A 20,206-nucleotide genomic window follows, 5' to 3' on the forward strand; every position below is an offset into this window, starting at 1 on the left:
CACCTCGGCACAACGTCTTCGGGTCGCCAACGGCGGTGATCGGGACGAATTGACAAAGGCGTCGACGGTGCTCGCTCTGCTCATGCGGAGGGTGCGTCCGCGACGCCTTTTTTCGTTTCGCGATTGAGGGATAAATCATGCGCAAGACCCGCCGTACGCTGCTGAAAACGCTAGCGGCCTCCGCCCTGCTACCGCTATTGCCATTAACGGCATGGGCTGCCGAGCCGGAAAAGGAAGAACTCAAACTCGGCTTCATCAAGCTCACCGACATGGCGCCGCTCGCCATCGCCTACGAAAAGGGCTTCTTCGAGGACGAAGGGCTCTACGTCACGCTCGAAGCCCAGGCCAACTGGAAGGTATTGCTGGACCGTGTCATCGACGGCGAGCTGGACGGGGCGCACATGCTCTCCGGCCAGCCGATCGGTGCCACCATCGGCTTCGGCACCAAAGCCGAGATCATCACCGCATTCACCATGGACCTAAACGGCAACGCCATCACCCTGTCCAACGCCGTCTGGGAACAAATGAAGCCCCAGGTGCCGATGGCCGATGGCAAGCCCGTGCACCCGATCAAGGCCGACGCGCTCAAGCCGGTCATCGAACAGTTCCAGGCCAGCGGCAAGCCGTTCAATCTGGGAATGGTGTTCCCCGTCTCGACTCACAACTACGAGCTGCGCTACTGGCTCGCAGCCGGTGGCATCCATCCGGGCTATTACGCGCCCGCCAAGGGCGACATCAGCGGCCAGATCGACGCCCAGGCATTGCTCTCGGTCACCCCGCCGCCGCAGATGCCTTCGACCATGGAAGCCGGCACCATCCATGGCTACAGCGTCGGCGAGCCCTGGAACCAGCAGGCCGTGTTCAAGGGCATCGGCGTGCCGGTCGTGGCGGACTACGCGATCCGCAAGAACATGTCGGAAAAGGTCTTTGGCGTTTCCAAGGCCTGGGCCGAAGCGAACCCGGAGACCCACAAGCGGCTGGTCAAGGCGCTGATCCGCGCTGGCAAGTGGCTCGATGAAGACAACAACGCCAACCGCCGGGAAGCCGTGGAGATCCTCTCGCGTCCGGAATACGTCGGCGCCGATGCCAAGGTCATCGCCAACTCGATGACCGGCACCTTCGAGTTCGAAAAGGGCGATAAGCGCGAAGTGCCGGATTTCAACGTGTTCTTCCGTTACCACGCGACCTACCCCTACTACTCCGACGCCATCTGGTACCTGACCCAGATGCGCCGCTGGGGCCAGATCGCCGAGGCCAAGCCGGACAGCTGGTACCTGGACACCGCCAAGCGCGTCTACCGCCCGGACATCTACCGCCAGGCGGCCGACGAGCTGATCGCCGACGGCCTGCTCAGCGCCGAAGACGTGCCGTCCGCCGATGAAGACGGCATTCGCGCGCCGCTGGCCGACACCATCGACGGCATCACCTACGACGGCCATACGCCTAACGCCTACCTCGACCAGTTCGCGATCGGCCTGAAAGGCGATACCACGCTCTGATCCCGCGCATGGGAGGCGCAGGCCTCCCGATCCAGGAGGACACATCGATGAGCAACCCAGCCGTCGTGCAAAACATCAAAGAGACCTTGGAGGCTGGCCGTCAGGCGCGGCTCAAGCGCTGGCTGCCGCAAGTGATCATGCCGCTGGTGGGCGTCCTTGCCTTCCTGCTGTTCTGGCAGTTGGTGGCATCGAACATTCAGACCAGCCTCGGCCAGTTTCCCGGGCCGAGCCAGGTCGCCGAGCAGTTCACCGGGCTGGCCGATGCGCACATCCAGTCGCGGGAAAAGGCCGCCGCCTTCTACCAGCGCCAGGAAGAACGCAACGCCGCGACGCTGGCGAAGAACCCCGATGCCACCGTCAAGATTCGCCCTTACACCGGCAAGCCGACCTTCTTCGAGCAGATCTTCACCAGCCTGTACACCGTGATGGCCGGCTTCGCCCTCGCCTCGCTGATCGCCGTGCCGCTGGGCATCGTCTGCGGCCTGAGCAAGCCGGTGTACAACGCCATCAACCCCTTGATCCAGGTGTTCAAGCCGGTCTCACCACTCGCCTGGCTGCCGCTGGTCACCATGGTGGTCAGCGCCGTCTATGTCAGCGAGGACCCACTATTCGCCAAGTCCTTCGTCACCTCGGCGCTGACCGTGGCGCTGTGCTGCCTGTGGCCGACGGTGATCAACACCACGGTCGGCGTGGCGAACCTGGACAAGGACCTGACCAACGTCAGCCGCGTGCTGCGCCTGTCGCCCCTCAGCCACGTGCGCCGCATCGTCCTGCCCGCCGCCATTCCGATGATCTTCACCGGGCTGCGCCTGTCGCTGGCGACCGGCTGGATGGTCCTGATTGCCGCGGAAATGCTGGCGCAGAACCCCGGTCTCGGGAAATTCATCTGGGACGAGTTCCAGAACGGCAGCTCCAACTCGCTCGGCCGGATCATGGTCGCGGTGATCGTCATCGGCCTGATCGGCTTCGCCCTGGACCGCATCATGCTGATGCTCCAGCGCCGCGTGAGCTGGGACAAGAACGCAGACCTGCGCTGAGGAAATCACATGAACAACGCCCATCTCGAACTCACCGGCGTCGGTATCAGCTTTCCCACCGACAAGGGGCTCTACTGCGCGCTGCAGAACGTCAACCTGCGCATCGCCAAGGGCGAGTTCGTCTCGCTGATCGGCCATTCCGGCTGCGGCAAGTCGACCGTCCTCAACATCGTCGCCGGACTGTATCAGGCCACCACCGGCGGCGTGATCCTCGACGGCCGCGAGGTCAACGAACCCGGTCCGGAGCGCGCCGTGGTGTTCCAGAACCACAGCCTGCTGCCCTGGCTCAGCTGCTACGAAAACGTCGAACTGGCGGTACGGGAAGTCTTCCGGGGCCAGAAGAGCAAACGGGAAATGCGCGACTGGATCGAGCACAACCTCGAGCTGGTGCACATGACCCACGCCCGCGACAAACGCCCCAGCGAGATCTCCGGCGGGATGAAACAGCGCATCGGCATCGCCCGTGCACTGGCCATGCAACCCAAGGTGTTGCTGATGGACGAGCCCTTCGGTGCCCTCGATGCGCTGACCCGCGCGCATCTGCAGGACTCGCTGATGGAGATCCACGCCGACCTCGGCAACACGGTGATCATGATCACCCACGATGTCGACGAAGCCGTGCTGCTCTCGGACCGCATCGTGATGATGACCAACGGGCCCTCCGCCACTATCGGCGAGATCCTCCAGGTTGACCTGCCGCGCCCGCGGGATCGTATGGCGCTGGCCCATGACGCCGGCTATCACGCCTTCCGCGCCCAGGTGTTGGAATTTCTCTACCAGCGCCAGCAGCGGCCAGCTGCGTGACCGGATCGAGGTGACACGACGTGGACGGTGCCCTTAGCCCCCAAAAACGACAACGCCAGGGCGACAACCTGCTGTGCGACCGGCTTGCAGGCGTGCAGCAGCAGCGCGCCCAGGCCGCTCAGCTGCACAGCCTCACCCTCTACCTCACTCGTCTCAGCCGTAAGGAAGCCTGACCATGGAAGTTTCCATCGCCCTGACCCTGGCCGCCTGCCTGGTGTTGCTTGGCAACCACCTCAGTCGCGTCGCCGCCGATCGGCATCGCAAGCGGATCAGCGCCAAGGACCTCCACGCCCTGCAAATGGTGCTCGAGGTGCTGCAGTTCGTGCAGAAGCACCGCGGCCTGGGCGGCCAGCGTGACGCGGCGGCCGTCGCCCAGCGGCTGGACGTCGCCAACCGCATCGACCGGCTCTGGCAGGGCTGGCAAGGCGAGGAGAACCGCCCCGCCATGCGCGCGCTGTGGCGTGAGATACGCCAGAACCCGACCGAATTCGAGCCGCACTGCATTCTGATCGAGCAAATGCTCGAAAGCATCCACGTGCTCGAGTTGCGTCTGGCGTACCAGGGCAACCCGCAAGTGACCGGCCTGTGCGACGCCTGCCGTGCACTGGAAGACCTCGGCCAGCTGCGCGGCCTGGCGGTGCGCGCCGCCAACTTCGAAACCTGCCCGCTGGAGATGCAGGTGCAGATGCGCTACCTGTGCCAGCGCCTCGCCGATCCTATCGGCGGCACTACCCTGGCCAAGCTCGTCGAGCACCTGCAACGCAACCTGATCGACGCGCCACGCGTCAGCCTGGCGCCGGCCGAGTGCTACGCGCTGATCACCCCGATCATCGACGAACGCCTGCAAGGCATCCGCCACAGCATCGCCTGAAGCCTCGGTGCGAACGGGGTCATCAAGGTGCTGAATCCAGCTTGGCCGTCGAGGGCCGGCACGTAGAATGGGCGTCCGCGCGCGGGCCGGCAAACCGGTGATCGACGCCGGCCCCTGTTTCCAGCCAAACGAGACCTTCATGGCCCGCCTGTCCCTGCAGTTTCCCGAAGACCAGTTCTGCTTCACCACGCAACTGACGGTACGTATCACCGACATCAACGCCGCCAACCACCTGGCGAACGACTCGATGATCTCGATGATTTCCGAAGCCCGTGCCCGTTTCCTCTTTGCCTACGGCATTGCCGAGTCTCGCAAAGACGGCAGCGGCATCATCGTTACGGACCTGGCCACCACCTACAAGGCCGAAGCTCACGCTCGGGACGTGCTGTTGTTCGAAGTCGGCGTCATGGATTTCAACAAGTACGGCGGCGATATCACCTTTCGCATCACCCGCCCGGCCGACGGCACGCTGATCGCCATGGCCAAGTCCGGTTTCGTCTTTTACAACTACCTTGAAACCCAGGTCGTGCCGATGCCGGCCGAGTTCGCGGCGAAGTTCCCCAAGGTCAATCGCATCGCTTGACACGCCCCACTTCAATGCACGACGCACCACCGCTGCGCGCGCTTTGAGCGCATCCACCCGTATCCCGGCTCCAGAGCCCCCATGCCGCCCGGCCGTTGCGGTTGGCACATCTCCTGCTTGCTGCAACGGCAAGTAGCCAAAGGCGGTTACTCACAGACATGACAAAGGCGTCGCGTTGCCCCGTCGAGACAGACGGTGGTTCGCGGCGCCTTTTTCGTTTGGCCCCAACGAGCAGGGGCGCGGGCATTCCCGCACGGATTCTGCTGCCGTCCGGCAGCGCGGCATTCCCCGGCACCCAACAGGCGCGCCGGTACAACTTGTCTAGTGAGGTGTTCGATGAATACGAGTTTCTGGAAAGCCGGCCACACGCCGACCCTCTTTTCCGCCTTTCTCTACTTCGACCTGAGCTTCATGGTCTGGTACGTGCTTGGCCCAATGGGTGTGCAGATAGCCGCCGACCTCGGCTTGACCACCCAGCAACGCGCCTTCATGGTGGCGACGCCCATCCTCTCCGGCGCCGTGCTACGCCTGGCGCTGGGCATGCTCGCCGACCGGACCTCGCCAAAAACCGCCGGCCTGTTCGGGCAGATCGTGGTGATCGCGGCGCTCTTCATCGCCTGGCTGAACGGCATCCACAGCTACGAGCAAGCGCTGCTGCTGGGCCTGTTCCTCGGCATGGCGGGCGCGTCCTTTGCCGTCGCGCTGCCGCTCGCCTCGCAGTGGTATCCGCCACAGCACCAGGGCAAGGCCATGGGTATCGCCGGTGCAGGCAATTCCGGCACCGTCTTCGCAGCCCTCTTCGCCCCGGTACTGGCCAGCATGTTCGGCTGGACGAACGTGTTTGGCCTGGCCCTGATCCCACTGGTGCTGACGCTGATCATCTTTGCCAGCTTCGCCAGGAACGCGCCTAACCGCCCTGCTCCTAAATCCTTCGCCGACTACATGAAGGCGCTGGGCGACCGTGACAGCTGGTGGTTCATGTTCTTCTACAGCGTGACCTTCGGTGGTTTCCTCGGCCTGGCCAGTACGCTGCCAGGCTATTTCCATGATCAGTACGCCTTCGATCCCGTCAAAGCGGGCTATTACACCGCCGCCTGCGTATTCGCTGGCAGCCTGCTGCGTCCCCTCGGCGGAGCACTGGCGGACCGCATCGGCGGCATCCGCTCGCTGTTGGTGATGTACACCGTAGCCGCCGCTTGCCTGTTTGTTGTGGGCTTCAACCTACCGAGTTCCACCGCAGCCCTGGCTCTGTTCGTGGTCGCCATGCTCAGCCTCGGCGCCGGCAACGGTGCGGTGTTTCAGCTGGTGCCGCAGCGCTTCAACAAGGAAATCGGCGTGATGACGGGGCTCGTTGGCATGGCGGGCGGCATTGGCGGCTTTCTGCTGACCGCCGGGCTGGGCGCGGTCAAGCAGGCTACGGGCGATTACCAGATGGGCCTGTGGTTGTTCGCAAGCCTGGGTGCGCTGGCGTGGTTTGGCCTCTATGGCGTCAAGCGGCGCTGGAGAACGACCTGGGGCTCTGCCGCAATGACCGCTGCGCGGGTCTGAGTATCAACATGTGAGCAAAGGCAGGCTTGCCGGGCTTGCCTGATCGTGTCCCACCGTGCCCACGCCATTCCGAGTGATCCTTGATGCCCTTGCAGTTGTCATTCGGCGAAGCCACCGCCACCGGCCCTCGTGAAGAAAATCAGGACGCGCTGCGCATCGTCACGCCGACACCCGGCCTAGCCGCGAGCAAGGGTGCGCTGTTCGCCATCGCCGATGGCGTCAGTCAATGTGCGGACGGCGGTCTGGCGGCACGTGCAACGCTGCAGGCGCTGGCGACCGATTACTACGCCACCCCAGAAACCTGGACCATCGCACAATCACTGGACCGCCTGCTCGTAGCGCAAAACCGGTGGCTGCAAGCCAACGGTGGCGGCCAGCCGCTACTGACCACATTGACGACGCTGGTACTACGCGGACGGCGCTTCACCCTTGCCCATGTTGGCGACTGCCGCGCCTATCGGTGGCATGACGGCACGCTACAACGGCTCAGCGAGGATCACGTCTGGGAACAGCCAAACATGCAACACGTACTCAAGCGTGCCATGGGGCTGGACCAGCATCTGGTCGTCGATTACCTCGACGGCGAGCTGCGCCTGGGCGAATGCTTTCTGCTGCTCAGCGACGGCGTCTGGGCGAGCATCACCGAGGGCGACATCCAGAACATCCTGCGCGCAGAACCGGACCTGCCGAACGCCGCGCGAGCGCTGGTCAACCTGGCGCACCAGACCGGCAGCCAGGACAATGCCAGCGCCCTGCTGCTGCGGGTCGAGGCGCTGCCGGAAGCCGCACTCGCCGACTCACTGGCACAACTGGCCGACTGGCCGCTGCCGCCCCGCCTGCGACCGGGCCAGACGTTCGAAGGCTGGACGATCGAGGCGCTGGTAGGCGAATCGCGGCAATCACTCCTTTACCGAGTCAGTGACGCACAGGCTCAACATTGGCTACTCAAAACCCTACCGCCGAGTCGGTATGACGAACCCGCGGCAGGTCCGGCGTTGTTACAGGAAGAGTGGTTCCTGCGCCGCGTCGCCGGGCGCGCCTTTCCGGAAATCCACGGTGTACCCCAGCGCCAGCACCTGTATTACGTGCAGCGCGAGTACCGCGGAAAAACGCTATCCGCACAGTTCGCGGATCACGGCCCGATGCCTCTGGCGGACTGGATGGCGCTGGCACCGCGCCTGATCCGCGCGCTCGGCATGTTGCACCGGCGCAACATCCTGCACCGCGACATCAAGCCGGAGAACCTGCACCTCGGCGAGGATGGCGAGCTGCGCGTGTTGGACTTCGGCCTGGCGTACTGCCCGGGCCTGTCCCATGACCTGCCACACACTTTGCCCGGCACACCGAGCTACCTCGCACCCGAAGCGTTCACGGGTGCTGCCCCGAGCCGGCAGCAGGACCTGTACGCAGCCGCCGTCACGCTTTATCAACTGCTGACCGGCCACTTCCCCTATGGTGAAGTCGAGGCGTTCCAGCGGCCGCGCTTCGGCCAATCGGTGCCCGCCAGTCGCTACAGACCCGATCTGCCGCCATGGCTGGACGATCAGCTCAAGCGCGCGGTCGCGATCGATCCTTCACAGCGTTTCGAGACAGCCGAGGAATGGTTGCTGGCACTGGAGCAAGGCGAACGGCTGTCGAGCCAAGCACCGACGCGGCCGCTGCTCGAACGCGAACCGCTGAAGGTCTGGCGTACGCTAGCGCTGGGCTCGCTGCTGCTGAACCTCGGCTTGCTAGCCTGGCTCGCCAAGGGCGGTTGACGAGTCAGCGCCTGACGATCAGCCCCTGCCGGGCGACCCGAATCAGCTCGTGCACACTTCTTTCCAGGTTCTCGCGCGAGGGTGCCTGGACGACTGCAAGGTCGAAGCTGTTCGCAGCGAAATGCGCCAGCGACTCATCCGCTCCGGTGAACTGAACAAGAAAGGCGCGTGGCCTGCAGGTCCGGCGCGACCAGCCATCCAGATAGCGCAACAGCGATGGCTGATGGCTGCCACCCAGCAGTATTTTGGGATTGCTACGAACCAGGCCACTGGTAATCGGAGCCAGGCGCAGGGGTGCGCGTTGTAGTGCATTCATCAGAGAGATCCCGCCTCGAGAATTCCGCTGGGCAGCGGTGGGAGGCGACACCGAACCAGCGCTTTAGCGGTATTTCGAAGCCTAGGCTCCCGGCGCCCCGCAAGTAGCTGACTAAATCGGCGCATGGGGCAGAACAATAGAAAAGCCGGGCGGCGGCTGTCAACGCCCGCGTCAGCCAGTACGCCAGCCGTCGTGCACCAGCACTGCTCGGGCGCGCTTCATATGGGTGCAAAAGGCGACCGGATTGCGCCCCGGACGGCCGCTAGAACCCGCAAATGCCATGCGCCTGCGGGGATTGGCACAACCCCTGCATTCTGACAGGCACATCAAGCCGGGCCATCAACGTGGAGGGCCGGGCTCCGAATACGGAAAGCAAGGACAAAGGCGTCCTCACTGGTAAACCAGTGGGGCGCCTTTTTCGTTGCTGGAACAAAAAGTACGGCCGGGGCGTGATGCTCGGTCCGGCGCGGAGAACGGCATGAAGAAGCTCAAATTGGTAGTGATCGGCAACGGCATGGCGGGCGTCCGTACGCTCGAGGAGCTGCTCAAGCTCGCACCGGATCTGTACGACATCACCGTGTTCGGGGCCGAACCTCATCCCAACTACAACCGCATCCTGCTCTCCCCTGTGCTCGCAGGTGAGCAGACGTTCGACGAGATCGTGCTCAACGACCTCGACTGGTACGCCCGGCACGGCATCCGCCTGATGCTCAACCGCAAGGTGGTCAAGATCGACCGCGCCCGCCGCCGTGTGACTGCCGAGGACGGCAGCGAAGCGGCTTATGATCGTTTGCTGATCGCTACTGGCTCAACGCCCTTCATCCTGCCGATCCCTGGCAATGAGTTGGACGGCGTCATCGGTTACCGCGACATCGCCGATACCCAATCGATGATGGAAGCTGCCCGGACCCACACGCACGCTGTGATCATCGGCGGCGGGCTGCTCGGCCTGGAAGCGGCCAATGGCCTCAAGCTGCGAGGCATGGACGTCACCGTGGTGCACATCGGCGAATGGCCAATGGAGCGCCAGCTCGACCGGACCGCCGGCACTCTGCTTCAGAACGAACTGGAGCGGCGTGGCCTGGGCTTCAAGATGAACCGGCAGACGGCCGAATTGATCGGCAACGAAGGCGGCCGGGTCACGGCCGTGCGGTTTGCCGATGGCGAAGTGATCGGTGCGGATCTGGTCGTCATGGCCGCAGGCATCCGGCCGAACGTCGAACTCGCAGAGCGTGCCGGCCTGCCCTGCAATCGCGGCATTCTGGTCAACGACACGCTGCAGACCTACGACCCGCGTATCTACGCCGTCGGCGAATGCGCGAACCATCGCGGCACCGCCTATGGCCTGGTCGCCCCCTTGTTCGAGCAGGCTAAGGTGTGCGCCAACCATCTCGCGATGCTCGGCTTCTCGCGCTACCTCGGTTCGGTGACGTCAACCAAGCTCAAGGTCACCGGGATTGACCTCTTTTCAGCAGGCGACTTCATGGGCGGCGAAGGCACCGAGACAATCACCCTCTCCGACCCCATCGACGGCGTGTACAAGAAGCTCGTGATTCGCCAGAACGTGCTCGTCGGCGCCTGCCTTTACGGCGACACGGCTGACGGCAGCTGGTACTTCCGTCAGGTCCGCGAGGGCCGGGACATCAGCGATATCCGCGACCGGCTGATGTTCGGTGCCGCGCTCGCCAGCGAAAGCCAGCCTACGCAGGCTTCATCTCCCACCGTCGAGCACGCCTGATGGTTGGCGAAGACGACCCTGTAGAGGAGCTGACCATGCGCCACGTGACCGCCTCGACCTGTTGCTATTGCGGCGTTGGCTGCGGCGTGCTGATCGAGCACGACGGCGAACGCATCCTCGATGTGGCCGGCGACCCGGCGCATCCCGCCAATTTCGGGAAACTGTGCAGCAAGGGCTCGACGCTGCACCTGACCGGTGATCTGGATGCCCGTGCGCTCTACCCCGAGCTGCGCCTGGGTAAAACCCTGGCGCGCGCGCGGACCGACTGGGACAGCGCGCTGAACCACGCCGCCAAGGTATTTGCCGACACCCTTACCGAGCACGGCCCGGACAGCGTCGCCTTCTACATCTCCGGCCAGCTGCTGACCGAGGACTACTACGCCTTCAACAAGCTCGCCCGCGCGTTGGTCGGCACCAACAACATCGACTCAAATTCACGCCTGTGCATGTCGTCTGCCGTGGTTGGCTACAAGCGCAGCCTGGGTGCCGACGCCCCACCTTGCAGCTATGAGGACATCGAGCAGAGCGACACCCTGCTGATTGTTGGCAGCAACATGGCCTACGCCCATCCGGTGCTGTTCCGCCGCCTCGAAGAAGCCAAGGCCCGTCGGCCGGAGATGACGATTATCGTCGTCGACCCGCGCCGCACCGACACTTGCGAGCTGGCCGACCTGCACCTGGCCGTCCAGCCTGGCACCGACGTCGCCCTGTTTCACGGCATCCTGCATCTATTGCTGAAAAGCGGGCAGATCGACCGCGCCTTCATCCACGCTCACACCGCTGGCTTCGAGGCGCTGGAAGACCTGGTCCGCGACTACGATCCCGCTCGGGTCGGGCAACTCTGCGGCATCGATGAACGTGCGCTGCAGCGCTGCGCACGGCTGATCGGAAATTCGCCCCGATTCCTCTCGCTCTGGTGCATGGGCGTCAACCAGTCCACCGCCGGCAGCGCCAAGAACAGTGCGGTGATCAACCTGCACCTGGCCACCGGCCAGATCGGTAAGCCGGGCGCCGGTCCGTTCTCCCTGACGGGGCAGCCGAACGCAATGGGCGGGCGCGAAACCGGCAGCCTGTCCAATCTGCTGCCCGGCCATCGCGATGCCGGCAATGCCGAACACCGTCGAGAAGTCGCTGACTACTGGGGCGTGCCCGCCCTACCGGACGCGCCGGGCCTGTCAGCCATCGAGCTGTTCGAGGCCGTGCGCAACGGCCAGATCAAGGCGCTTTGGATCGCCTGCACCAACCCGGCACAGTCGATGCCGGATCAGCGCGCGGTCCATGACGCTCTGGCGGCTTGCCCGTTCGTGGTTGTACAGGAGGCGTTCTTCACCACCGAGACGTGTCGCTATGCCGACCTGCTGCTGCCTGCCGCCAGCTGGGGCGAGAAGGAAGGGACGGTGACGAACTCCGAGCGCCGTGTCAGCCATGTGCGGCCGGCCATCGCCGCACCCGGCGAGGCGCGCGCGGACTGGTCGATCACCTGCGATTTCGCGCGCAGGCTCGAGGCGCAGCTGCGGCCCGACCAGCCCAGCCTGTTTGCCTTCGACACGCCGGCCGCACTGTTCGACGAATACAAACAACTGACGGCAGGCCGCGACCTGGACCTGTCTGGCCTCAGCCATGCACTGATCGACCGCATTGGCCCACAACAGTGGCCCTTCCCCCCTGGGAGCGCCCGGGGGACGCCGCGACTTTATGCCGATGGTCGTTTTCCTACCGAGGATGGCCGCGCGCGCTTTCTCGCCGAGCCTTACCAGCCGCCGACGGAAACACGCGACACACGCTTTCCGCTCACACTCAATACCGGTCGGCTGCGCGACCACTGGCACGGCATGAGCCGCACCGGCACCGCTGCGCGCCTGTTCGGCCATGTCGAGCAGGCCATGCTCGGCATGCACCCTACTGACATGCGTGAGCGCCAGTTGCACGATGGCCAGTTGGTCAAGGTCCGCAGCCGCCGTGGCGAGATCCTGCTGCCGGTGCAGGCGGATGAGACGCTATGCGCCGGGCAGGCCTTCGTGCCGATGCACTGGGGCGACCGGTTTCTCAAGGGGCTGGGCATCAATCGCCTTACCCTGCCGGCATTCGACCCGATCTCCAAACAACCCGAGCTCAAGCACGCCGGTATCGAGGTCGAAAAGGTCGACTTGCCCTGGCAGTACTTCGCACTGGTCGAGGGCTCGGTGCAGCAGCGCTTCGAGGCCTTGCGCCCGGTGTTCGATGAGTTTGCCTTCGCCAGCTTCGCGCTGACCGGCCGCGACCGTCCGGCGCTGGTCATCCGCGCCGCCTGCCATGCGGCACCCGAGGCGTGGGTGCTGGCAAAACTCGACGCGATGCTGAATTTGAACAAGGGGCCGGTACTGGTCTACCAGGACCCGCAACGGGCCATCGGCAAACGCGTGCGCATCGAGGAAAGCCGCATCGTCGCCCTCAGCCTGTCCGGCGAGACCGCAGCACGCGACTGGCTCAAGCAGCTCTGGCAGGACGGCACGGCCGATCAAGCGCTGCATCGCTGGTTGCTGGCCCCTTTGAGCGCGCCGCCCGGCGGCCAGGTGCGTGCCGCCAAGACTCTGTGCAACTGCATGAACGTCAGCGAGGACGCGATTTGCGCCGGTATCGCGCGCGGCCTGGACCTCGACGGCCTGAAACGGGAGCTGGGCTGCGGCACCAGCTGCGGCTCCTGCGTACCCGAAATCAAGCGCTTGCTGGTGCAACCCGCAGTCGCCTGATTCCTGACTCCACCGGCGATGCACGACGCATCGCCACTGCAACACGAGAGGTAACGACATGAGCGCAAAAGTCTGGCTAGTAGGTGCAGGCCCCGGCGACCCGGAACTGCTGACACTCAAGGCCGTGCGCGCCTTGGGCGAGGCCGAAGTGGTATTGATCGATGATCTGGTCAACCCCGCCGTGCTCGAACACTGCCCGCTTGCGCGGGTCATCCCCGTCGGCAAACGCGGCGGATGCCGCTCGACGCCCCAGGCATTCATCCACCGTCTGATGCTGCGCTACGCGCGCCAGGGCAAATGCGTGGTGAGGCTCAAAGGCGGCGATCCCTGCATCTTCGGGCGCGGCGGCGAGGAAGCCGAATGGCTGGCTGAGCGCGGCATCGAGGTCGAGCTGGTCAACGGCATCACCGCAGGCCTCGCGGGTGCCACTCAGTGCGGCATCTCGCTGACCCAGCGCGGCGTGGCGCGCGGCGTGACGCTGGTCACCGCGCATACGCTCGACGGAAGCAGCCCCGAATGGCATGCGCTGGCGAAGACCGGGACCACACTCGTCGTCTACATGGGCGTCAGTAGCATGCAGCAGGTGCAAACGGGGCTCATGGAAGGCGGGCTGCCTGCCCACACACCCATTGCAATGATTGAAAACGCTTCACTGCCCCAACAGCGCGAATGCCGCTCGCGACTGGGCAGCATGGTTACCGATGCCGCCGCTTTCCAACTCAAGAGCCCCGCGATCCTGGTCATCGGCGAAGTCGCCGCACAAGCGGTTGCACAGGCTCTACGCCAGAGCGCGTGAATCCGGGCGGGTGATCCGCCCGTCGACGCTAACCGCTACGAGGCGCTGCTCTGATTTGCATAAAAAAGCCGCGGCCCGAGGGCCACGGCTTTTTCGTCACGGTTCAAGCATTACGCCTTCTGCCGCAGTTTCTCCGGTTTGATCAGGAAGCGCGCCAGCGCCGGCAGCAGCCAGATGGCGCCAACCATGTTCCAGAGGAACATGAAGGTCAGCATCAGGCCCATGTCGGCCTGGAATTTGATCGCCGAGAACACCCAAGTGAACACGCCAATCGCCAGGCAGATGCCGGTAAAGATTACCGCCTTGCCGGTCGATTTCAGCGTTTCGTAGTAGGCGTCCTGCAAGGTCATACCCTGACGCAGGTAGGATTCGAGCCGGCTGTAAATGTAGATCCCATAGTCCACACCGATGCCGACGCCGAGCGCGATCACGGGAAGGGTTGCAACCTTCACGCCGATGCCCATGAACGCCATCAAGGCGTTGCCGAGGATGGAGGTGAGCACCAGCGGCAGGATCACACAGAGCGTGGCGGCGATGGAGCGGAAGGTCAGCAGGCACATGATGCTCACGGCGAGATAGACCGCGATCAGCATGGTGGTTTCGGACGCCGCGATGACCTCGTTGGTGGCCGCCTCGATACCGGCGTTACCCGCCGCAAGCACGAACTCCAGGCCTTCACGGTTGTTTTCCTCGGCGAACTCGCGGGCCGCGGAGACGACGTGTTCCAGCGTCTCGGCCTTGTGATCGTTGAGGAACACCAGCACCGGGGCCAGCGAGCAATCGCCGTTGTACATGCCCTCGGCCCGAGCGATGGAGCTGTTAAGCACGAACTGGTTACGCGACAGTGTTTCCCATTTCAGGCTGCCCTCGTTCATGCCTTTGATGCTCTGGCGCGCGACGGTAACCATCGACACCGCTGACTGCACGCCTTCGGTGTTCTCCATCTTCCACATCAGCTCGTCCATGGCGGCGAGCGTGTCGTAGTGGGCACAGCCTTCAGGCGCCGTCTTGACCATCACCACCAGTACGTCGGAGCTGGTCGAGTAGTTGCGAATGACGAAATCGTTGTCGAGGTTGTAGCGCGAGTCCGGGTGCAGCTCCGGGGCGCCCTGATCCAAGTCGCCGATCTTTAGATTTTGCCCATACCAGAGCCCACCGCCGACCGCCGCCAGGGCAATGACGATGGAGATCGGTGCGACCGTCGGGCTCGCAAAGTTCGACAGTGCGCGCCAGAACGGATGATTGCGCGCGGCTTCTTCCCGCGCCTGCTTGACTGCGCGCTGGCTGATGCCCAGGTAGGAGATGGTCACCGGCAGCAGGATCAGGTTGGTCAGGATGATTACTGCAACGCCCAGGGAGGCGCCGATGGCGAGCTCGCGGATCACGCCGATATCGATCAACAGCAAGGTCACGAAGCCGACGGCGTCGGACGCCAGCGCCACCATGCCGGGAATGAACAGCTGGCGGAACGCCATGCGCGCAGCGGCCAACGGATCGTCAGTCTCGCCCGATGCCATGGCGATGCCGTTGATCTTCTGCACGCCGTGGGAGATGCCGATGGCAAAGACCAGGAACGGCACCAGCATCGAATAGGGGTCGAGCCCGAAGCCCAGCGTATGCAGCAGGCCCAGCTGCCAACCTACGGCGATCAGCGTGGTGACCACCACGGCGATGGTGCTCTTGAAGCAGCGGGTGAACCACAGCAACAGCGCGAGCGTGATACCGATCGCGACAAAGAAGAACAGGGCGACGCCGACCAGGCCGTCGATCAGGTCACCGACCTTTTTCGCGAAGCCAATGATGTGGATCTCGACGTTAGGATTCTGCGCTTCGTACTTGTCGCGAATCTTTTCTTCGAGCTCGTGGGAGAACTTCTGGTAGTCCAGCTTGATCAGCTTGCTGCGGTCTTCCGGGTCCGAGTAGGACTCCATCAACGGCACATCGATGATGCTGGACTTGAAGTCATTGGCCACAAGGCGGCCGATCTGGCCGGACTTGAGAATGTTGCTCCGCAGGTCATCAAGGCTCTCGGGCGAGCCGTCGTACGTCTGCGGAATGACCTCGCCCCCGGCGAAGCCCTGCTCGGTCACCTCCGTCCAGCGCACGCTGGGGCTCCAGAGCGACTTCATGTTCGAGCGATCAACACCCTGGATGTAGAACACTTCGTCATGGATCTGGCGCAGCGTCTCCATGTATTCCTTGGAGAAGATGTCGCCATCCTTCGCTGCAACGGAGATCCGCACCGTGTTACCCAGGTTGGCCAGGTCGTCTCGGTGTTGAAGCATGTTCTGGATGAAGGGATGGCCCAGCGGAATCATTTTCTCGAAGCTGGTCGATGGGCGAACCTGCGCGGCCTGGAAGAACAGGAACACGCTGATCAACAGGCAGAGGATGATCACGGCCGGTCGATTATTGAATATCAGGCGCTCCAGGAAGGATGCCGGCTTCTGCTGATGTTTGGTCATGTTGGCTCCGGCTCTTATTGTTGTACGGGCAAGTTGGCGCCTTCCGGCGAGACGACCCTGACGCCACTCTGCCCTACCAGCACCAGATTGCCGTCTTTGCCATCCACGACGCCCGAAAGCGATCGCCGGTCAGGGCGGCTGAACAGCGTGAATGTCTGCCCCTTGTCCCGGCTGGTCAGCACCGTGCCGCCGTGGCCAACAACGACGATGCGACCGTCTTCGAGCAGGTTGCCGTCGGCCAGCCCGGTTTCCAGTGCGTCCTGCCCATCGCCCAACCGAATCTCTTCCCAGCTGTCGCCGAAATCGGTGGAGCGGAACAGATGGCCGCGCAGGCCGAACGCCACGACGACACCGGGCTCTCCCCCGCCGACCACGCCGAACAACGAACCTTGATACGGTGACTCCACGCGCTCCCAGGTTTCGCCGCTGTCAGTCGACCGGAACATGCCGCCCATTTCGCCAACGATGAACAGCCCGGAGCCGGGTATCTCGCTGATTGCGTTGAGGTGATAACCGTCTTCGTTATCGAGGCGGTCGGCGACGTCTTCCCAGTTGCTGCCCCCATCAGTGGTTTCCAGCAGGGCACCGTAGGCGCCGGTCGCGAAGCCGTGCTCGGCATCTTCGAACCAGACGTCGAGCAGCGGTACCTCGCCCTCACGGTTCTCGTACTGATGGGTCCAGGTTTCGCCACCGTCGGTAGTGGCGAGGATCAGCGCATCGTGACCAACGGCCCAGCCGAGTTTGTCGTCGGCAAAATGTACAGCGGTAAGCAACTGCCGGGTCGGCACTTTGGCCTGGGTCCAGGTGTTGCCACTGTCGTCTGAATAGAGGATGTGCCCGCGATCGCCTACCGCGACCAGGCGGGTGCCCGCATGGGTGATGTCCAGCAACAGGTTGCTAACGGCCTTTTTGGACTGGATGGCATAGCGTGCGCCAGGCTCGGTCGGGCTCTGAGCGTGAGCCGGGGTCAGGAAGGGCAGCATGCAGAGTAATCCGCAAAGCGGAAGCGTTCTGGTGAGCCTCAGGTGACTGGATGACGACCTGCCGAGCAGCTTTACCGCGCGGCCGAACTGGGTGCGCCACATGACGGGCTCACTCATACATACCCCCTTTATTCTTATTAGGTAAGGCCTGCGTATGGGAACAGGCGGAGCCATGCTATAGGGCTTTCGAAAGCAGCAGCAATCGGCTGGACGTTATGTTTTGTTAAGCCAGGCTGATTGATATTGCCCAATAGATGGGCGTTATGGCAGGGCTCAGAAAGAAGCTACCGAGGCCCGGTCTGATGGCGTTGATTGGCCCTGTGCGCGGTATCGCGGGCGACAATAACTGAGGTTTTGGCGGGAACTTGTTAACGGAGACGACGGCACCGCGCAATGAAGCGCGATGCCGTCGTGATCATCAGGCGAGGCTTTTGCTGACGACTTCGTAAACATCGCTGGACAGCTCGCCGGAGGCAAGAATCCGCTCGAGTTCGCCACGCATCAACGCCTGGCGGGCAGTGTCGTACTTGCGCCAGCGAGTCAGCGGTGCCAACAAGCGCGAGGCGATCTGCGGGTTGAGCGTGTTCAGCACGATGACCTGGTCGGCGAGGAAGCGGTAGCCCGCACCGTCGGCACGGTGGAAGTTGACCAGGTTCTGATTGGCAAAGGCGCCGATCAAGGCGCGGACCTTGTTCGGGTTCTTCAGCGTGAATGCCGGATGCTGCATCAGGTGCTGGACGCGCTCCAGCCCGCCCGGCTGTGTATTGCCTGCCTGTACGCTGAACCACTGGTCCATGACAAGCGGGTTGTCCTTGAAGTGCTCGGCAAAGGCTTCCAAGGCCTTGTCACGCTCGGCCTGGAAGTCCGAATTGACCAGCACCGCCAGCGCGGTCAGCCGCTCGGTCATGTTGTCGGCCTGGTCGAACTGTTCGACGCAGGCGGCGACGACGTCCGGCTTGCCGCTCAGCATCAGATACGACAAGGCGATGTTCTGCAGCGCGCGGCGGGCGAAGTGGCTGGCTTCCGCGACGTATGGCGTCTGCCGGGACACTTCACGGTTGGCTTGGTAGCGCTTCCAGAACAGATCGAAGAGCGCCGTTGCGATACCTTCGCGAGCGAAATCGCGAGCGGCATGAATGGCATCCACGTCCGCCACCTCGCTGATTTCAGTGAGGTAGGCCTCGCTCGGCAGCGACAGCATCTCCGCGACCATCGCCTGATCGAGGCTTTCGTCCTCCAACTGGCTGCGAAGCGCCGCCACCAGACGCTGGTCCAGCTGCAGCGCTTCGCCGCGCTGGTGCTGGCCGATCATGTCCTGCAAAACCTGAACCGACAGCTGCTGGCCCGCTTCCCAACGGTTGAAGCCGTCGGAATCGTGCTGCATCAGGAACATCAGTTGATCGCGGCTGTAGGGGAAGTCCAGCTTCACCGGTGCGGAGAACCCGCGCAGCAGTGACGGCAGCGGCTGCTCTGGTACGTCGATGAAGGTGAAGGTCTGCTCCGGCTGATCGACTGCCAGTACGCGGGTCGTGCCGACCGCAGCGCTTTCGCCTTGCAGCCGCAGCGGGATTTCGTTGCCCTGCCCGTCCAGCAGGCCCAGCGAGACCGGGATGACAAATGCCAGCTTCTCGCTCTGCCCTAGTGTCGGCGGGCAGCTCTGGCGGAACGTCAGGCTGTAGGTGTTCGCAGCGGCGTCATATTGCTCGCTGACAGCCAGCCGCGGCGTGCCGGCCTGGCTGTACCAGCGCTTGAACTGGGTCAGGTCGGCGCCGTTGGCATCTTCCATCGCTTTGACGAAGTCATCGACGGTCACGGCCTGGCCATCGTGCCGCTCGAAGTAGAGGTCGCTGCCCTTGCGGAAGCCCTCTTCGCCCAACAGTGTTTGAATCATGCGCACCACTTCGGCGCCCTTCTCGTACACAGTCAGGGTGTAGAAGTTGGAGATTTCGATGAAGGATTCCGGGCGCACCGAGTGGGCCATGGGGCCGGCGTCTTCCGCGAACTGGTGGGTGCGCAGATAAGACACATCCTCGACGCGCTTCACCGTTGGCGAGTTCATGTCGGCGCTGAACTGCGAGTCGCGGAAAACCGTGAAGCCTTCTTTCAGCGACAGCTGGAACCAGTCGCGGCAGGTCACACGGTTGCCCGACCAGTTGTGGAAATACTCGTGAGCGACGATGGCCTCGACGCGCTGGTGTGCAGCGTCGGTAGCCGTTTCGGCACGCGCCAGCACGGCGCTGGAGTTGAAGATATTGAGGCCCTTGTTTTCCATGGCGCCCATGTTGAAGTCGTTGACCGCGACGATCATGAAGATGTCCAGGTCGTATTCGCGGCCGTAGGCCTCCTCGTCCCACTTCATGGATTTCTTCAGGCTGTCCATGGCGTGCTGGCATTTGTCGATATTTTCCGGCTCGACGTAAATGCGCAGCGCCACGTCGCGCCCGCTCATGGTGGTAAAGCTGTCTTCGACACACCAGAGGTCGCCCGCTACCAGGGCGAACAAATACGCCGGCTTCTTGAACGGATCTTCCCAGGTCGCCCAATGACGGCCGTCTTCTTCGTCGCCGCTGGCGATGGGGTTGCCGTTGGACAGCAGGATCGGATAAGCCTGCTTATCGGCGCTAACCGTCGTGGTGAAGGTGCTCATCACGTCCGGACGGTCGAGGTAATAGGTGATCTTGCGGAAGCCCTCGGCCTCGCACTGGGTGCAGAACATCTTGCCGGACTTGTAGAGGCCTTCCAGCGCGGTGTTGCTTTCGGGGTGGATCACCACGGTGCTGTCCAGGGTGAAGCTGGCTGCATCGGGCTGAAGAGTCAGGCTTTCCTCGGCGACTTCGTAATCACCCAGGCCGAGCTGGCGGTCATTGATCGACAGCGACATCAGTTCAAGATCCTGCCCGTGCAGCTGCAGCGGCGGCAGGCCAGTACCCGCTTCAGGGTTGCGGCGCATGATCAACTGCGCATGCACCAGGGTACGATCCTCGTACAGCTCGAAGGTCAGGTGGGTTTCATCGATCAGATAGTCCGGAGCCTGATAGTCCTTGAGATGAATGACTTTCGGTTGTTCGGTGCGCATGGGA

The 20,206-nt window shown here is 63.5% G+C and carries 14 protein-coding genes and 1 pseudogene; 11 read left to right on the top strand and 4 right to left on the bottom strand.

Going from position 1 to position 20,206, the window contains the following annotated elements:
* Positions 1–137 precede the first annotated feature (137 nt).
* From KXR72_RS03480 to KXR72_RS03515, 8 genes are all read left to right on the top strand, one after another.
* Positions 138–1,499, top strand: coding sequence for a CmpA/NrtA family ABC transporter substrate-binding protein (locus KXR72_RS03480; protein ID WP_437419709.1), 1,362 nt, complete (start codon positions 138–140; stop codon positions 1,497–1,499).
* A 47-nt stretch (positions 1,500–1,546) separates the two neighbouring features.
* Positions 1,547–2,536, top strand: coding sequence for an ABC transporter permease (locus tag KXR72_RS03485; RefSeq protein WP_437419710.1), 990 nt, complete (start codon positions 1,547–1,549; stop codon positions 2,534–2,536).
* 9 nt (positions 2,537–2,545) lie between these two features.
* A complete protein-coding gene (locus KXR72_RS03490) occupies positions 2,546–3,340 on the top strand; it encodes an ABC transporter ATP-binding protein (protein ID WP_437419711.1) in 795 nt (264 codons plus the stop codon).
* A 20-nt stretch (positions 3,341–3,360) separates the two neighbouring features.
* The gene (locus KXR72_RS03495; protein ID WP_437419712.1) at positions 3,361–3,513 is read left to right on the top strand and encodes a hypothetical protein; all 153 of its coding nucleotides are present in this window, start codon (positions 3,361–3,363) and stop codon (positions 3,511–3,513) included.
* Positions 3,514–3,515: 2 nt separating this feature from the next.
* Positions 3,516–4,211 (top strand): hypothetical protein, encoded by a 696-nt coding sequence (locus KXR72_RS03500; protein ID WP_437419713.1) that lies wholly within the window; start codon positions 3,516–3,518, stop codon positions 4,209–4,211.
* 139 nt (positions 4,212–4,350) lie between these two features.
* A complete protein-coding gene (locus KXR72_RS03505; RefSeq protein WP_437419714.1) occupies positions 4,351–4,794 on the top strand; it encodes a thioesterase family protein in 444 nt (147 codons plus the stop codon).
* Between the two features lie 336 nt (positions 4,795–5,130).
* Positions 5,131–6,342, top strand: coding sequence for a nitrate/nitrite transporter (locus KXR72_RS03510; protein ID WP_437419715.1), 1,212 nt, complete (start codon positions 5,131–5,133; stop codon positions 6,340–6,342).
* 83 nt (positions 6,343–6,425) lie between these two features.
* The gene (locus tag KXR72_RS03515) at positions 6,426–8,099 is read left to right on the top strand and encodes a protein kinase domain-containing protein (protein WP_437419716.1); all 1,674 of its coding nucleotides are present in this window, start codon (positions 6,426–6,428) and stop codon (positions 8,097–8,099) included.
* Positions 8,100–8,103: 4 nt separating this feature from the next.
* Here KXR72_RS03515 and KXR72_RS03520 read toward each other — a convergent pair whose 3' ends face one another.
* Complete coding sequence (locus KXR72_RS03520; RefSeq protein ID WP_437419717.1) at positions 8,104–8,415, bottom strand: class I SAM-dependent methyltransferase; 312 nt, start codon at positions 8,413–8,415, stop codon at positions 8,104–8,106.
* 478 nt (positions 8,416–8,893) lie between these two features.
* On the opposite strand from KXR72_RS03520, the pseudogene KXR72_RS03525 reads away from it, so the two are divergent.
* The 3 genes and pseudogenes from KXR72_RS03525 to cobA form a co-directional block, all read left to right on the top strand.
* Positions 8,894–10,135 (top strand): annotated as a pseudogene (locus KXR72_RS03525) (NAD(P)/FAD-dependent oxidoreductase); the annotation flags it as partial.
* Positions 10,136–10,188: 53 nt separating this feature from the next.
* The gene (locus tag KXR72_RS03530; protein WP_437419718.1) at positions 10,189–12,882 is read left to right on the top strand and encodes a nitrate reductase; all 2,694 of its coding nucleotides are present in this window, start codon (positions 10,189–10,191) and stop codon (positions 12,880–12,882) included.
* A 58-nt stretch (positions 12,883–12,940) separates the two neighbouring features.
* Complete coding sequence (gene cobA / locus KXR72_RS03535; protein ID WP_437419719.1) at positions 12,941–13,678, top strand: uroporphyrinogen-III C-methyltransferase; 738 nt, start codon at positions 12,941–12,943, stop codon at positions 13,676–13,678.
* A gap of 110 nt (positions 13,679–13,788) precedes the next feature.
* Here cobA and KXR72_RS03540 read toward each other — a convergent pair whose 3' ends face one another.
* The 3 genes from KXR72_RS03540 to pepN form a co-directional block, all read right to left on the bottom strand.
* Positions 13,789–16,143 (bottom strand): efflux RND transporter permease subunit, encoded by a 2,355-nt coding sequence (locus tag KXR72_RS03540; RefSeq protein ID WP_437419720.1) that lies wholly within the window; start codon positions 16,141–16,143, stop codon positions 13,789–13,791.
* A gap of 14 nt (positions 16,144–16,157) precedes the next feature.
* On the bottom strand, positions 16,158–17,243 hold the full coding sequence (locus tag KXR72_RS03545) for a WD40/YVTN/BNR-like repeat-containing protein (protein ID WP_437419721.1): 1,086 nt from the start codon (positions 17,241–17,243) through the stop codon (positions 16,158–16,160).
* 301 nt (positions 17,244–17,544) lie between these two features.
* Complete coding sequence (pepN, locus tag KXR72_RS03550; protein WP_437419722.1) at positions 17,545–20,202, bottom strand: aminopeptidase N; 2,658 nt, start codon at positions 20,200–20,202, stop codon at positions 17,545–17,547.
* Positions 20,203–20,206: the final 4 nt, after the last annotated feature.

Source organism: Stutzerimonas chloritidismutans (genome assembly GCF_051486945.1).
Classification (GTDB): Bacteria; Pseudomonadota; Gammaproteobacteria; order Pseudomonadales; family Pseudomonadaceae; genus Stutzerimonas; species Stutzerimonas chloritidismutans_B.